Origin of the sequence: Peribacillus simplex, from assembly GCF_001578185.1 — a bacterium.
In the GTDB taxonomy this organism is placed as follows: Bacteria; Bacillota; Bacilli; order Bacillales; family DSM-1321; genus Peribacillus; species Peribacillus simplex_A.
The window spans coordinates 696,606-712,788 of sequence record NZ_CP011008.1 but is presented as its reverse complement, the minus strand read 5'-3'; the positions used below and the strand labels follow the sequence as shown (position 1 = coordinate 712,788).

Here is a 16,183-nt window from a genome sequence, read left to right as displayed (position 1 = left end):
CAGCCTGATTAACCCGGATAAAAGCCCGGCAACCTTTTGATTGCCGGGTTCTAAGTATTAATACTTTCTTAGAAAACACGGTTTTGTAATAAACCACTCTTGACTAATAATTCGGTGACACTCAGTAAAGATTTTCTCTATTTCTTGTGTCGAGTTGGCTAATATACGAACCGTAAATCCTGGTACAGATAATAAAGATAGTCCAATTTTATATCGATCTGTATTCCCATTAATAGCCTGATATAGCCGATCAAGGAGGTCAGGGCTTGTTTGTTCGCCAACCACAAGCATGGAACCTAAATGCGAAAACCCTTCCATGAATCCAATCTTCTCTATATTTTGGGCAGCAGGATTCAATTGAATATGATCATATGCCACAAGTTCATCGTCCATATAAATTTCATTGATGAATTGAAGCCGATTATAACTGAAACGATCTCCATCCGGAGACCACCCCGGGGTTAAAATGTCGGAATAAAGGAAAGTCGCCCCTTTCTCCATGCGAATGACATTTTTTTGTTTATAGCGCGCGTCCTGATACATAATAAGCGGATCCGGAATATATTCGAGATAACATCCAGACTGTAGAATGATCTCTGTTTCCTGGTAGGCATGAGTGTTAGGTGTCTTATAAACCTTTGTTGCGGATTGTGTCGTTAAGGTTAGTCTCGCTTGCTTCTCGAGCGTAATTTGTATTTTATAGCGATCTCCGTCTAAATAGCCTCCACCGGGGTTCAATATATAATAACAAGCTTGTCCAGAGTCGTCATGATAAACCGGACGCATCACTTTCAATGCGCCCTGAAAATATACATTTTTCGCTACAGTCTTTCCATTCCTATCTTCGACATCTAGACACAAAACTCCAGTCCAGTCTTCCATTATTCCAATCCTTTTAATAATGCATTCTTCATAAGCCAGTTAATGACCTGATCAAGCCCCGTGTTATCTTTTAAATTGGTGAAAACAAACGGTTTATTTCCGCGAAAAACCTTCGTATCAGACTCCATCACTTCGAGGCTTGCGCCAACGAAAGGAGCTAAATCCGTTTTATTAATGATGAATAAATCTGATTTAATCATCCCTTGGCCACCTTTACGCGGAATTTTTTCGCCTTGAGCTACATCAATAATATAGATGGAGAAATCCACAAGCTCTGGGCTGAAAGTCGCCGCAAGATTATCGCCTCCACTTTCCACAAAAATGAGCTCTACGTCCGGATGCTTCTCTTTTAATTCATCTATAGCGGCAAAATTCATGGAGGCGTCTTCACGAATAGCTGTATGTGGACATCCGCCTGTTTCAACCCCAATAATACGGTCTGCCGGTAGGACTCCATTTTGCATTAAAAATTTGGCATCTTCTTTTGTATAAATATCATTCGTCACAACGGCCATGCTGATTTCACCTTCTAAATGACGGGTTAGCCTTTCAACCAACATCGTTTTTCCGGCTCCAACAGGTCCGCCTACTCCAATTTTAATCGGTTCCATATAAAAACACTCCTTCTATATTAAGACATGAAAATACGAATGTTCACACGCTCATGTTTCATTTGAGATAACTCTAAACCTGGTGAAATGATTCCAAAATCCTCTTTATCCAAAGTTTGAATTTTTTCTGTCGCCTCTATTAAAGCACTTTGAAACTCATGAATCGTCTTCTGTCCCGCGGTTTGTCCTAACGGAATCGCACGAACGGCATTTTGAACAAGACTTGAAATAGTAGAATACAAATAATAGAGGGTGGTAGTTGATCTCGGAACACCAAGATGGTGCCCTATCATCGTAAAAGCAATAGCTGGATGTCCAAAGGAGTGCTTCTCCTTAATCCGTTTTTGATATTGCGAGTGAACAGGAAACTCATATAAAGATCCCACAAGGTTTACCATGCGTTCTCCCATTCTTTTGGTGCCTTCTCTTGTTTCACGCGGCAAATTTTGAACCGTCAGCATTCGATCGACCTTCCACACCGTTTGTACATCCTCATTTTCCAAGGCATCATAGACAAGACGGGTTGCCAGCCCATCTGAATAGACAAGCTGTTCATTTAAATATACGTGAAGCCACTTGGAAAACGATGCTTGATCATACACTTGATCTTCTTGAATATATGTCTCTAGACCATATGAATGACTAAAAGCACCAGTTGGAAAATTCGAATCACATAGTTGGAATAAAGAAAGAATATTAGGATTCATGGCTATGTCCAATATGGCGAAAAGCCTGTTTTACTTTCCGATCTTCACGTGTAAAAGGAATTTGAAGCTCTTGAAGCAATTCTTCAACAAGATAATCATACTGAACGAGCATATTATTCTCTTCAAATTGAGCTGGAAGGTGACGATTCCCCAATTGATGGGCAATCGTTCCCATTTCATTTAAACTTCGCGGGCTAATGACTAATAGATCATCGGAAAGGACATCTACGACAATCATATTTTTATCATCCATATATAAAACATCGCCCGCCTTAAGGTCACGCAGTTCTTTTAAGCGAATGCCAATTTCGCGGCCGTGGTCGGTGGTCACTCTTTGAATCCGTTTCACTAAATTAGCACTTTCCAGGTACACCTTTTCCATATGGCGTTTCGCAATTTCTTCTCTGTCCATTGCGTCGATATTTGTAACAATTTTTTCAATGATCAATATTTTCACCTCAAAATAAGACTTAAAATAAGAAATAGCGTTGTCCCATCGGTACTATATCCACAGGTTCACAAGTAATGAGTTCCCCGTTTACTTTTACCTCATACGTTTGTGGATCAACCGTAATCTCAGGCGTTTCGGAATTAAGCTTCATATCTTTTTTCGTTAAGTTTCGAATACCACGAACTGGAAGAACCGTTTTTTCCAAGCCTAATTTTTCATGCACTTTATCATCAAAAGCGACTTGAGAAACAAAGGTAATTGAGCTCTTAGACAAGGCTTTTCCATAAGATCCATACATTGGCCGATAAATAACTGGCTGTGGTGTCGGAATGGACGCATTGGCATCACCCATTAAGCTTTCTACGACAAAGCCATTTTTAAGAATCATTTCAGGCTTCACGCCGAAAAATGCCGGTGACCAAATGACAAGGTCCGCCATTTTTCCGACTTCAATCGAACCGACATATTCAGAAATACCATGAGTGATAGCAGGGTTAATCGTATATTTAGCTACATAACGCTTCGCGCGATTATTATCAGAAAGCTCGCTGTCACCTTCCAACGCTCCTCGCTGTTTTTTCATTTTATCTGCTGTTTGCCATGTACGTAAAATAACCTCGCCAATTCGTCCCATTGCTTGTGCATCTGAGCTAACCATACTGAATACACCCATGTCTTGAAGAATATCTTCAGCCGCAATCGTTTCGCGTCTAATCCTTGAATCAGCAAAGGCAAGATCTTCAGGAATAGATGGGTTTAAATGGTGACACACCATTAACATATCCAAATGCTCGTCAATCGTATTAATTGTATATGGCAATGTCGGGTTTGTAGATGATGGAAGAACATTCATAAAGCTCGCTGATTTAATTAAATCAGGAGCATGTCCGCCCCCTGCCCCTTCCGTATGGTACATATGAATAACTCGGTCTTTAATCGCCGCTAGCGTGTTTTCCAAAAATCCGCCTTCATTCAACGTGTCTGCATGAAGGGCAACTTGTACGTCATATTGGTCCGCTACTCGGAGAGCGTGGTCGATAGCAGAGGCTGTAGCTCCCCAGTCTTCATGCACTTTTAATCCAATTGCGCCTGCACGGACTTGCTCAGCTAACGCCTCATCGTTCGCAGCTTGTCCTTTTCCAGTGAAGCCTACGTTAATTGGAAATCCTTCCGCTGCTTGCAGCATTCTATGAATATTCCATTCACCTGGCGTAACAGTTGTGGCTTTTGATCCTGCAGCAGGACCCGTGCCTCCTCCAATTAAAGTTGTAAGACCGGAAGCTAATGCAGTCTCAACCTGTGCTGGATTAATAAAATGTACATGGGAGTCGATTCCACCAGCTGTGACGATCATCCCTTCCCCAGCAATAATTTCTGTAGAAGCCCCAATTACAATATCCACATTATCCATTACTAAAGGATTTCCGGCTTTTCCGATTCCAGCAATTTTTCCGTCACGGATTGCAATATCCGCTTTATAAATTCCGGTATAGTCTAGAATAACAGCATTTGTAATGACTACATCCGGAACTCCATCTTCGCGAGTTGCAAGAGGATGTTGCCCCATCCCGTCACGGATTACTTTTCCGCCGCCAAAAATTACTTCTTCACCATATGTAGTATAATCTTTCTCAATTTGGATCACTAAACCTGTATCCGCTAAACGAATGGAATCTCCTGTCGTTGGACCATACATCTCGGCATATTGCTTTCGTGACATTTTGAAACTCATTGATTTCCCCCTCTTTCCACGGATCCATCTGTTTTATTATTTAATCCATACACACGACGTTCTCCACCAAAATCAATCAATTCTACTTCTTTTTCATCTCCAGGCTCAAAACGAACGGCAGCACCCGCAGGAACGTTTAACCGTTTCCCAAACGCTTCTTCTCGATTGAATTGAAGAGCTTCATTGACTTCATAAAAATGGAAATGAGAGCCAATTTGAACAGGCCGATCTCCTGTATTAATTACAGACAGCTTTGTGACTATTTTCCCGGCATTACAAATAATTTCTTCTTCTTTTAAAAATAGTTGCCCTGGTATCATTTAGCATGCCTCCTTGTCGATTCTTATCTGATTGGATTATGAACCGTTACTAGTTTCGTTCCATCAGGAAAAGTAGCTTCTACTTGAATATCGTGGATCATCTCTGGAATACCTTCCATAACATCTTCACGCGACAAAATCATTGCACCATATTCCATCAATTGTGCAACTGTTCTTCCATCCCTTGCCCCTTCTAACACTTCATAGGTGATAAGTGCTACGGCTTCTGGATGATTTAATTTTAATCCTCTTTCTTTTCGTCGCTTAGCAAGATCAGCTGCCACTACAATCATGAGCTTATCTATCTCACGCGGTAATAATTGCATCGTAAAGCCTCCCCATTTTTTAAAATGACTAAGTATAGCGAAAATTCCATCAATTTTCGAGACCTTTCTTCCAAACCAATTGGGATGTATGAACTTTTTATCCCCCTTCAAATGCTCGCCTGACTCCTCAAAGATATAAGGTAGACATTACACCCTGTTATCTGAGATAAACGGAAAACCCCTCTTTATATGGCCTGCTTTTTTACTAATGGAGAATCAAATATTCATCAAAACGTTACCTGAATTATCTGAAATCAAATGATAAAAAATACCATTAAACCCCATGCGGAACATCACTATTTTAGAAAAACAATGATGTAGGAATTAACCTTATTTTTACTTCATTGATAAAAAAATTCAGATTTTACAATAAAATGAAGGATTGATTCCCCTGAAACATTAATATATCATAATATACATATATATCAAATTATATATGGTTTTATGTATTTAATAGTTAAGTGAATGGACTTTGTAAGGAGGAAATTTAAGAAAAGCTATTAAAGGAGGGAGAACTCTTTCCGGAAACATAGGACTTGCAAAAATCCCCTATAAAAAAAGTAAACTTGGAAAAATGATTATCTTACATTTTTCGTTTCGGTTATTACATTGCCCTTCTGCTGAACTCAAACTCTTGATGCATGATTAGCAAGTTATGTGTCAGAGGATATTTTTTAAAACTGTAGAAAATGAAATGATTGTATCTGAATCTATTTTTTTAATATCTTAATTGAGGGGTTAGTATTATGCAAAAAGACAAACGTACTTCATTGACCGATGGAATGTTTCTTTCTTTAATGAAGTCATCACTGAAAGGAATCTCTCAAGTCATATTGATTGAGAATGCTGTTACTGGTTTCATTATTCTAATGGCGATCACGATTTATTCTTATCATTTAGGGATTATTACTTTATCTTCCGCTATCATAGGAACGCTAATCGGAAAACTGGGAGGAGCTAATGAAAACAGTGTGAATTCAGGTTTATACGGATATAACTCCGTGCTAACAGGCATTGCACTAACATTGTTTTTAACTGGGCCCTCTCAGTGGTTTATCGCTTTAGTTGGAGCTGCTTTAGCCGCAATCTTTTCCGCAGCAATGGTACATTTCATGAGAAACACAGGGATTCCCATCCTTACATTCCCTTTTATCATTCTGACCTGGTTTATGTTGCTTGTATCTTACAAGTTAAAGGCTTTCCAGTTAAGTCCGGGACTAGTTCCTCAAGACTTATCACACTGGACCTTAAACATCTCTGGAAAGGTTAATTGGCTGGAAGGGAGTTTTAATGGGATAGGGCAAATTTTTTTTCTAGATAGTACCTTAGCTGGCATTCTGTTATTTATTGGCGTATTTTGGGCCGGATGGAAGTATGGTCTTTTTTCCATTTTAGGTAATGCTTTCGCATTACTCATATCATTCGTACTTGGAGGGGAACACTCGCTAATTATCATGGGGCTTTATGGCTACAATGCGATTTTAACCTGCATTGCCGTATCTATAGTTTTTAAAGAGGACCATAATCGATTTGCGCCTATATCAGGGATTATCGCAGCTTGTGTGACAGTACCCTTATCGGCAAGTGTTGCTACCTGGCTTTTACCCTATGGACTCCCAGCCCTGACAATGCCTTTCGTTCTTAGTACCTGGCTTTTCCTAGGCGCGAGAAAAGTCCTTCCTAGGTTGTAACAAATTTGACTTTTGAGAATGGAGCATGAGGCATTACTTCCAAAGACCGCTACCTTTTAAGTAACCATCGGGAAACCTTAAGTGGTTCTCATGTTATGGCTTGATCAATAAAGAAAATAAAAAGCGCTCCTTTAGTTAGCTTGTTGTGATGACTTACATTTACTAATTCGCATTCCCTAACGCATCGTCAATTGCCTTGTAGCCATTGTTTAGATAAGGTTTTCAAATGAACTTAATTTTCGATTCATTGAATTAGCTGATTAGTTCAATTAGAAAAAGACTGGCGCTGCCCCCCTGTTGTAATGCACCTGTTAGCGAAATAAGGGAAGCGATTTAGGAACACGGTTTATAAAGAAGATGAAACTCTACCAATTATTTTAATAAGAAATAGAGCAAGCTCAAATTCTTCTTGCTCTCTTCTTAAGCTATTATTCTATAACAAATCTATCTGTGTGTACTTTTTTATCTTTTTCCCAAGTAACAGAAGCTTTATAGGTATTTTCTTTTTTTGGTGCATCCCCTAAATAAAATGACTCATAAAAAAAAGGATGTAATTTAGTCTCTGCTCCATCTTCTCGTCTTCCTTCTTTAAAACTTGTAAGAGTTGTTAGAGTTTTATCATTCTCTAATAGCGCGATTTCTTTGACAACAACTTTGTCATCATTAAGTTGTTTAATCGAGGCATCCCAGCCAGTTGGTTCACTTGGATCTCTATTTTCTTTATAACTCACTTTCCACATATCGTTATCCGATTTCCCAGAAATAGATCCAGTGGAGTTATACCAATAAATACCTAACAAGATTACTAATAGCGGTATAAAGAAAACTAAATAACTTTTTTTCATTGTATTCTCTCCAAGTTAAAATTTACTTACGCGATATTTTACCCAATGAGTACTAATATTTTTGAAATTTTTAAGGCAATTTCTTGCTTGTGACACTCGAAGGTGATATCATCAACTCCATTGTTTCTTAAGAAATCAAAAGGCATATTCGTGCAATTTTTTCCTAGACCCTCTCCACGTTTTTTTTGTATTAAGTAATATAAATTTACATTCCAATTTTGTTTACTTATCACGCTTAGTAAGTTCAAGTTGACCAATGGGTGTTCTGTGTTCCATCACTAGTACAAATTCTTCAGGGAATAAATCAATTTGTTTTTTCAAGCCAACCAAGATATTCATTTCCGTTTCCGAAGTCTTTTTCTGCCAAAACTAATTATGAAAGAATCTGTTCGAAAAGGAATCACATAATTCCGATGCTTTTTAAATCTATTGGTTCAAAATCCAAAAATAACTCTTACTTCTTATTATACGTCTAAGCATCGATATCCTTGTTGAACTCCCCCAGACAGAAAAAGGTGCTCCCAAGAAGCCTGAATATCTTTAACATGATAGGCAGAAAACTAGTTTTTTTTACTTATTTCTATTGTAAAATGCTTCTTAATTCTCCACACAATGACCGTTCAGATACACCACTTAAGATAAAGGCTTTCTGTTCTTTCAAAAACCAGACCTTCCTAAAAACACCAACTCTCCCTGTATTATACTGTACACATGCTTACTTATAAACTGAATCTCTAAAATATCCAAAACCTCATTTACTTTTGGTACGGCTCTCCGTAATTTATCTCATAACGTTATTTAATTTTTATAGAAATAGTCAACGATAACTAAGCAAGGGTTTTCCTCGCGAAAATGTTTTATGGTATGATAATTAGATTGTTTATCTACCCTGTGACACATTTACATTCATCTAAGAAAAGAGGTATTTATGCACGACACAGAATTATCCAAGCGACATTGGTTACTCATCTTAACACTTACTTTATTAACATTTGTTCTCGGGACAAGCGAATTTGTTATCATCGGGATCTTAACCGATATTTCCTCGAGTCTCCATATTACAAATGCAAAAGCAGGCACGCTCGTTTCTGCGTTTGCGATTACGTTTGCCATTGCCACACCACTCGTAATGTCGGCAACAAGTCATTTTCCAAAGCGTAAATGGATGTTGTTTTTGATAGGTTCGTTCATCATCCTGAATGCTTTGTGCGTGATTTCGACAAGCTACATCATGCTCCTTGCACTTCGGATGATGACTGCGATTGTAACAGGAGTTTTAATTTCTCTTGCCATGATTGTTGCAAGTGAAGCCATGCCGATCGCAAAACGTGGACTTGCTATATCATTCGTTTTCGGTGGTTTTACTCTTGCAAACGTGATTGGAGTACCAATAGGCACGGTCATCGCCGAAATGTACGACTGGAATGCAACCTTCCTGTTAACGACTTTTCTCGGTGGAATTGCATTTTTGGCATCTTTCTTCATTTTGCCTACTATGCACAGCCCATTTCGCAGTTCGATGCGCGAGCAATTTTCTTTGTTAACACACCCACGAATCTTAATGGCTTTTTTCATTCCATCTCTTGGATTTGGGGCTACGTATGCCGTTTATACGTATCTTGTTCCGATCCTGAAAGTAATGGAAGCACCAAGTAGTTCAATCAGTTTGATTTTGTTTTGCTATGGATTCATTTCCATTTTCAGCAACATACTCGCTGGTAAAATTGCCAGCTACAATGCTATCGGGCGCCTCCGGTTTGTTTTCCTCGTGCAAGCAATTGTTCTGATCAGTTTATATTGGACGACAAACAATTTTATCTTTGGATTGTTTAACATTGGCTTGATGTCATTAATGGCCATCCTTTTAACAACATCTACTCAGCTTTATTTGATAGACCTTGCCGGTATTTATCAACCAAAAGCTACAGGACTGGCTGCTTCACTGATGCCAGTGGCAAGCAATGTCGGTATCGCCTTTGGTTCCGCATTAGGCGGAATTGTTTACCATCAGGGAAATTTGATGAGTGTGTCATTGGTCGGTGGGCTGGTTGCTATCTGTGCAAGTCTTCTCACTTTCCTAAGTTATCGCTTAGACCAAAAACAAAAGAAAGCAGCTTAACCTTGGGAATGGAATTTCACCATCTGGGATTCAATTGCTTCATTTTTTTGCCCGTCGTTTCATCGAAATGACGTCTCTGTCGAATAAAGTAAATGAGGGACACTGACTGTGTCAGCACCCCCATACGACTGCCTGTCGCACAAAAAGCTGCCATAAAGACAGCTCCGATTTTAAGCTAGCGCACCTGTTAGTTTCAAGAAAAAAAACTGATTTCGTAGTGAAATTGGTTTTTTTTATTATTTACTTCCTCGAGACCAGATAACCACTGGAATCAATAATATAGATAATAACCCTCCAATAAATGATAATGTTGTATAACTTGAACCAGCCACAATCATTCCAGATAAGGCTCCACCAGAAGCTCCTGATAATGCAATTAAAACATCCACTGTACCTTGAGTTTTAGCCCGAGTTGAAGTTTCAGTTGAATCAACAATAAGAGCAGTCCCACTTATTAAACCAAAATTCCATCCTAATCCAAGTAAAGAAAGAGCAATTACTAGGAGAATCATAGAATCACCTGGTGCAATCGCTGATATTAAACCTGCCAGAAGCAACGTAGCTCCAGAGGCAATAGCCATAGCAGTACGACCAAACTTATCAACAAGGACACCTGTAACCAGTGAAGGGAGATACATTGCCCCTATATGAAAACCAATAACAAGACCTATTTCACCCAAGTTATGTCCATGATGTCTCATATGAACTGGTGTCATTGTCATAATAGCCACCATTACGATTTGAGTAAGAACCATAATTGTCGCACCAACAATAATACCTCTTTTGTTTGCTATTTGTTCAGTATCAGCCGAATGTTCTATTCGATCACTATCTTGGTTGGAAGCTTCTATCGTTCTTGCGATAACTAATGGGTCTGGGCGAAGCATGACGAAAAGTACAAGACCTGCCAGGATAAATGCTGCTGCTGATAAAATGAAAGGACCAGCAAGTGATGGAATGCCAATAGATGTAGCAAAATCCCCCATTACATTCACTAAATTCGGACCTGCAACTGCACCAAATGTTGTAAACACCATTGTAATACTAATAGCAGTAGCTCGTTGTTTATTGTTCGCTAAGTCCGTACCAGCGTAACGAGCTTGTAAATTTGTCGCTGTTCCTGCACCATAAATAAGCAGGGAAGCAAATAAAAGGAAAATACTATTTATTATAGCTGCAGTTATGACTCCTATTGCTCCAAGTCCACCTATCATAAAACCTGCTGTTAGACCTGTACGACGACCGTAACGTTGAGAAAGTCTCCCTACGATTAAAGCAGCCCCTGCAGACCCTAGAGTAAATAAACCCGAAGGAAGTCCAGCAAATGCATCAGTGCCAAGCATTTGTTGTGCAAGAAGTGCCCCCACCGTAATTCCAGCCGCTAACCCAGCACCACCAAAAATTTGTGAAATACTTATAATAATTAATGTGCGTTTGTATAACATTTTTTGTTTTTCTTGAGAATCTACATAACTCTGGTTCAATTGATATGCTTTATTAGACATTTGTTAATACCTCATTTATCATTCTGTAATTTCCAATCATGTACACCTTCCTCTAGACGAAATGCATTAAAACCTTTGGATCTTAAAAGTTCAACAGCTTCCACTGACATTAAACAGTAACAACCACGGCAATAAGCAATCACATCACAATTGGTTGGTAAAGTTGAGAGTTTCTCGCTTAACTCTTCAATTGGCATAGAAACTGCACCAGGAATATGAGCTTCTTCATACTCCTCCAAAGGTCTTACATCCAACAAAATAGCTTCACCTTTATCCATCCGATCTTTAAGTTCTGAAAGTGAAACCCCATCCGTGCCAAGATTGACATTTAAGAACTCTTGCTTAATTTGTTGAACCTGTACAAACTGTTTTTCTGATAATCTATGCAAGGAAGTTAAAAAATCTGAAATGGCTGCATCTGCTAGTTCATAAATGACGTAGTTCCCTTTCTTCTGAAACTTTACCAATCTAGAATTAGCAAGGGTTTGTAAATGTTGAGATACATTCGCCACAGACATATTAGTAGCTTTTGATAATGCCTCCACCGACTTTGGACCATGAGATAAAATATCAAGAATTTCCAACCGTTTTGGACTAGAAAGACTTTTACCTATTCTTGCGAACTCTTGATACAATAAATCTTTTAAATTTCGATCATCAAACATGTAAAATCACCATCTATCTATTCAAGTGTTTTATTGAATACTTGAATATTAATCAAAACTATAAGAATTGTCAAACAATTCCTCAACTCCAACCAAGTTCCTCTTTTGTACTTAGTATGGCACTAAACCATATAAATGGGCATATAAAACAGTCAGTTTTCATGCGAAAAAGACTGCTGAGTCATCCCCAGACCATTATCGCACAATACGAATACACTAATCTTGTTGAACGAACCTTCCCCTTTAGTTCTATAAGAAAAGGAGCTGTTTCCAGCCCCAAATAGAAGTAATGCACCCTTTTCGTTTAATTATGTGCTTGTAATATCAGAAAGTTAACTAGTTATTTCCTTTTAAGGCTGTTAATTAAGAAATGAATAATGCCAACAATCAGAAAGATATAACCAATTGCTAAAAATAGTCTCTTCCTGCTAGATAAAGAATTGCTATACTGTATTTTTTCAATCTAAATTCTCCTCAAAAAATATTGTTCGCCTGGCGCTAATTGTCTCCCTAACTTCCGTTGTATAAAAAATCCTTTAATTATTTCAATACAAATAACAATATACGGCTATATTCATTACTACATTTTATAAGAAAGAATTTTTCTTCAGAATCTTAATTTACAATTTTCAACATTAATTAATCATTCATTATATTTCATTTTGTATTTCCTTATTCAACTATCCTGCCCCGTTAGTTGCATAAAAAAAAGCTGCCTTAAAGACAACTCTTTGTTCAACTAACGCACCCGTTAGTTTAAGTGTAATATTTCACAAATATTATAAATGAGAAAAATGAATAACTAAAAATACAATAGGAGGAATTATTATTGATGGTAGAAGATTTAAAGTATTAAATTTCTTAATCCCCAAAATATTTAAACCAGATGCGATTATCAATATACCTCCTACAATCGTCACTTCGTTCAGAAGATCATTATTTATGGAGTTCTCCATTAAAATAGCAATTAAATAAATGGCACCTTGCCAAATAAATAAAACAATTCCTGCAACAGCTATCCCAATACCAAATGTGGATGCTAATACAATCGAGGTAATCCCATCCAACACCCCATTTGCAAGCAGATACGTATAATCTCCCTTTAACGCTGCCTCTACAGGACCTAAAATAGATAACGTTCCAATACAAAATAATAGGATAGCAGTCGCTAACCCCTCAGCTAAATTACCTCTGGAATATTTATTAACTAAAGCATTAAATTTTGATTCTAAATTCAGCCTTTGACCGAGCAATCCCCCTACGGCTAAGCTTACAATAAAAAGTACCGGATATTTGCTGGAAGGTAAATGTTGCACTAGTGCATTTATTCCTAACCCCAACGCAACTAACCCCATAGCCTGCATTAGAATGTTGTGATATTCATCTTTTATCCCCTTTTTAAAGATGCTTCCGATAATGCTTCCGATTACTATCATCATTGTATTAAAGATTGTTCCAAACATAATCATTTCTCCTTTTAATTATTGTTCTATCCAAAAATATAGACCCTCCTGTAACGGGAGGGTCAACACTTTATTGGTATTTGTATTTCTGTCAGATAGTCTTCTTTACTACCTGAGATATAATGGTCAATTATTGTTCTTTCAATGGAATCCCCGATAACTTGGAAACCGTTATCTTGAATACAATTGAGTAAGCTTCTATAATGTTCGGGTGAATCGCTGTGATTTCCATTATAATAAATGCAGGCATACAATCCTTCGGGAAGAGTTGTCACTAAAGGATTTTGAATATCATCTTCTTCGACTAAAATAAATATCGAGTTATATTCATTGAACTTGTTGTTTAATGTATTATTAATACTTATCGTAAGACCTACTCCCCCAATAAATATAGAAGAACTCATATTAGACAGACTCTCTAATCGTCGTAAGGAAACTTCCATCTCAGGTTCTGAACTGATTATTTCCATTAATCTTACTATCCTTCTCTCTTTCCTCTCCTGTATGAATGGCACTTCCAATTCTTTTATTTCTCGTGCTAATTTAATGTCCTTGATTCGATTTTGGAACCTTCGGTTAATTCGTTCCAGTTCTTTCATTTTTTTTTCGGTTAATCGTTTCTGTTCCTCTAAGAGATACAAAAAACCATCGATATTCCTGTCGTCTAGATGTCCCTTGATCTCCTTTAATGAAAAACCTAATTCCTTTAAATAATGAATAGTGTTCAAATGTTCAAATTGTTCCGTTGAATAATATCTATAACCGTTGTTTAGATCCGTATGTATAGGTTTTAATAAATCAATTTCATCATAATATCGAAGGGTTTTTATGGTCGTATTATGGAGTTTAGCCATTTCTCCAATTGAAAATCTATTCTTCAATTTAATCTTCCTTTAGAAAAACTTTATATTATCACTATAATACACAATTATATGAAGTTAAACTAACCTGCCCCGTTAGTGCCATAACAAAAAGGCTGCCGAAGCAACCCCTGTTATTGAACTAGTCGAGTAGAAAGGAGCCTTCCTACCTTACGGTAAATTGTACTCCTCCCCCTCACAGAACCGTGCTTGCGCTATTAACGCACACGGCTCCTCCTAGTCATCGTTTACAGAAGGTAGCTAATCTCTTTTCTTAGTTCATAGATATTCACTTTGATTCTTGGTGAAGGCAGTGGATATTTACGGAGAAAGAGATTAAATTTATCCCATGTAAAGGACTTTCTTTGGCTTCTTCTGTTTAGCCATTTAAATAGTAAGTATTCGAGTCTCTCTTTGAAGTTGTTAACCATTTGTATGTTATCGGTCATACAATAATAGTTGTAATAACCTATGAGTGAGCGTTTAAATCTATCCATGATCGTATGAATATCTTTATTTCTATTAATCTTCAGCCATTCTTTAGATTCTTTTAGTTTACCTTGGACTTTCTTATTACTAGATTTCCGTTTCACTCGAAATTTCCCTTGTTTGCTTTTCCCGCAATAGTGAGTAAACCCTAGGAAATCAAAGGTATCCGGTTTATTACTCCCATCTCGCTTTGCATTATTTTCTGCAAACCTCCCAAAGGGTATAATTTTCGTTTTATCCTCGGCTATCTCTAAGTTAAACTTCTTCAATCTAAGCTTTAATGAATGGAAGAATTGCTGAGCTTCACTTTTATGTTGAAAACAACAAACAAAGTCATCTGCATATCTTACTATGTAGGCCTGCCCTTTACATTGTTTCCTAACCACTTTCTCAAACCATAAGTCGAGAACGTAATGGAGATATACATTCGCTAATATCGGAGATATTACTCCACCTTGCGGTGTACCGTTATCTGTTTTGTACTTCTTACCTTCCTCCATGTATCCACCTTTAAGAAACCTGCTGATTATTCTCTGTAGGTTAGGGTCGGTGACTCGGAGGTTCAAGAACTCCATCATCCACTTGTGGTCAACGTTGTCAAAGAAACCCTTGATATCTACATCCACTACATAACTTACTGATTTCTTTTCAATATAATGGTTCAGTATTTTCAGCGCATCATGGCAATTTCTATTAGGACGGAACCCAAATGAACAATCTAGGAAGTCATTTTCATAGATAGTATTTAGTATTTTTGTAATGCCTTTTTGTACAATTTTATCCTCATGTTCCGGTATCCCCAAAGGCCTTTTCTTGGTAGAATTGAGTTTTGGGATATACATCCTTCTTACTGGAACAGGGCGATAACTTTTGCTTTTAAGCCTACTTACTAAATCCTTTATATTTTCTTCCAAGTTTTCGCTGTATTGTTCTTTAGTCGTTCCGTTAACACCAGTCGCCTTTTTATTAGGTAGTTCATGATGACACTGTGTTAGCGATTGCTCATTTAATAAATGCGCAAGAGATGTAAATTTCATTTCAGGCTCGGATTTTGCTAATTCTGCTATCCTTAGTAGTTTTGTTTCCATTTATAATACCTACCTCTGTGTGTAGTAAATGTTTCCCTAGTAAGGGTGATAACTGGTAGCTAGCCTTCCCTCCATCGGCATTACCCAACTTCATTGGTACTACGCTGCTATCCGACTCCCTACACGGCATTTGGTTTCCTTACTTGTTATCGCTTGTACACCATACTCTTCAATAAAATAGAAAAGACCGGAAGGGTCTCCCGAGTTGCCGCATCATATCAATGTATAACGTGCCAAGGTCTCTGACTCCAGAGAGGCTTTATCCTTCTTGCCTTTAACGAAGAATAAAATGTAGCTTTCTGCTGCGCTTAAGGCATCAGCCCTCTCGATTTACTAACATTATGGAGCTCAATCCCTTCAACCATTTGGCTTTCGGCCCGTCACCTAACTGTCTACGCTTAAAGACTAACGTTACCATTAGCCCTCCAA

Annotated in this window: 15 protein-coding genes; 2 read left to right on the top strand and 13 right to left on the bottom strand. The window is 37.8% G+C overall.

Annotated features, from left to right (window positions below; genetic code table 11):
* Positions 1 to 57: 57 nt before the first annotated feature.
* From UP17_RS03345 to UP17_RS03315, 7 genes are read right to left on the bottom strand one after another with little or no spacing between them, the layout of a single operon-like run.
* Complete coding sequence (locus UP17_RS03345) at positions 58 to 882, bottom strand: urease accessory protein UreD (RefSeq protein WP_061461648.1); 825 nt, start codon at positions 880 to 882, stop codon at positions 58 to 60.
* Positions 882 to 1,493, bottom strand: a complete 612-nt coding sequence (ureG, locus tag UP17_RS03340) for an urease accessory protein UreG (protein WP_061461647.1) — start codon at positions 1,491 to 1,493, stop codon at positions 882 to 884. Before ureG ends, UP17_RS03345 begins: the two co-directional genes overlap by 1 nt.
* A gap of 20 nt (positions 1,494 to 1,513) precedes the next feature.
* A complete protein-coding gene (locus UP17_RS03335; RefSeq protein WP_061461646.1) occupies positions 1,514 to 2,200 on the bottom strand; it encodes an urease accessory protein UreF in 687 nt (228 codons plus the stop codon).
* Positions 2,190 to 2,648 carry an urease accessory protein UreE gene (gene ureE, locus UP17_RS03330; protein WP_061461645.1) on the bottom strand — a complete coding sequence of 153 codons (459 nt, stop codon included), beginning with the start codon at positions 2,646 to 2,648 and terminating at the stop codon, positions 2,190 to 2,192. The genes UP17_RS03335 and ureE overlap by 11 nt, the downstream gene beginning before the upstream one ends.
* Before the next feature lie 22 nt (positions 2,649 to 2,670).
* The gene (gene ureC / locus UP17_RS03325; RefSeq protein ID WP_061461644.1) at positions 2,671 to 4,383 is read right to left on the bottom strand and encodes an urease subunit alpha; all 1,713 of its coding nucleotides are present in this window, start codon (positions 4,381 to 4,383) and stop codon (positions 2,671 to 2,673) included.
* Positions 4,380 to 4,703, bottom strand: a complete 324-nt coding sequence (locus UP17_RS03320; RefSeq protein ID WP_061461643.1) for an urease subunit beta — start codon at positions 4,701 to 4,703, stop codon at positions 4,380 to 4,382. Before UP17_RS03320 ends, ureC begins: the two co-directional genes overlap by 4 nt.
* A gap of 23 nt (positions 4,704 to 4,726) precedes the next feature.
* Positions 4,727 to 5,029, bottom strand: coding sequence for an urease subunit gamma (locus UP17_RS03315; RefSeq protein WP_061465959.1), 303 nt, complete (start codon positions 5,027 to 5,029; stop codon positions 4,727 to 4,729).
* A gap of 746 nt (positions 5,030 to 5,775) precedes the next feature.
* Here UP17_RS03315 and UP17_RS03310 point away from each other — a divergent pair.
* Complete coding sequence (locus UP17_RS03310) at positions 5,776 to 6,720, top strand: urea transporter (RefSeq protein WP_081108688.1); 945 nt, start codon at positions 5,776 to 5,778, stop codon at positions 6,718 to 6,720.
* Between the two features lie 428 nt (positions 6,721 to 7,148).
* Here UP17_RS03310 and UP17_RS03305 read toward each other — a convergent pair whose 3' ends face one another.
* A complete protein-coding gene (locus UP17_RS03305; protein WP_061461642.1) occupies positions 7,149 to 7,565 on the bottom strand; it encodes a hypothetical protein in 417 nt (138 codons plus the stop codon).
* Between the two features lie 928 nt (positions 7,566 to 8,493).
* On the opposite strand from UP17_RS03305, the gene UP17_RS03300 reads away from it, so the two are divergent.
* Entirely contained in the window at positions 8,494 to 9,684 is a 1,191-nt protein-coding gene (locus UP17_RS03300; RefSeq protein WP_061461641.1) for an MFS transporter, read from the top strand.
* Between the two features lie 236 nt (positions 9,685 to 9,920).
* On the opposite strand, the gene UP17_RS03295 is transcribed toward UP17_RS03300, so the two are convergent.
* The 5 genes from UP17_RS03295 to ltrA all read right to left on the bottom strand — a co-directional run bounded on the left by UP17_RS03295 (position 9,921) and on the right by ltrA (position 15,754).
* Positions 9,921 to 11,189 (bottom strand): MFS transporter, encoded by a 1,269-nt coding sequence (locus tag UP17_RS03295; RefSeq protein ID WP_061461640.1) that lies wholly within the window; start codon positions 11,187 to 11,189, stop codon positions 9,921 to 9,923.
* Between the two features lie 11 nt (positions 11,190 to 11,200).
* On the bottom strand, positions 11,201 to 11,854 hold the full coding sequence (locus tag UP17_RS03290; RefSeq protein ID WP_061461639.1) for an ArsR/SmtB family transcription factor: 654 nt from the start codon (positions 11,852 to 11,854) through the stop codon (positions 11,201 to 11,203).
* A gap of 779 nt (positions 11,855 to 12,633) precedes the next feature.
* Positions 12,634 to 13,317, bottom strand: a complete 684-nt coding sequence (locus UP17_RS03285; RefSeq protein ID WP_034314427.1) for a DUF554 domain-containing protein — start codon at positions 13,315 to 13,317, stop codon at positions 12,634 to 12,636.
* A 62-nt stretch (positions 13,318 to 13,379) separates the two neighbouring features.
* Entirely contained in the window at positions 13,380 to 14,198 is an 819-nt protein-coding gene (locus UP17_RS03280; protein ID WP_061461638.1) for a MerR family transcriptional regulator, read from the bottom strand.
* A 227-nt stretch (positions 14,199 to 14,425) separates the two neighbouring features.
* The gene (gene ltrA, locus UP17_RS03275) at positions 14,426 to 15,754 is read right to left on the bottom strand and encodes a group II intron reverse transcriptase/maturase (protein WP_061461564.1); all 1,329 of its coding nucleotides are present in this window, start codon (positions 15,752 to 15,754) and stop codon (positions 14,426 to 14,428) included.
* Positions 15,755 to 16,183 lie beyond the last annotated feature (429 nt).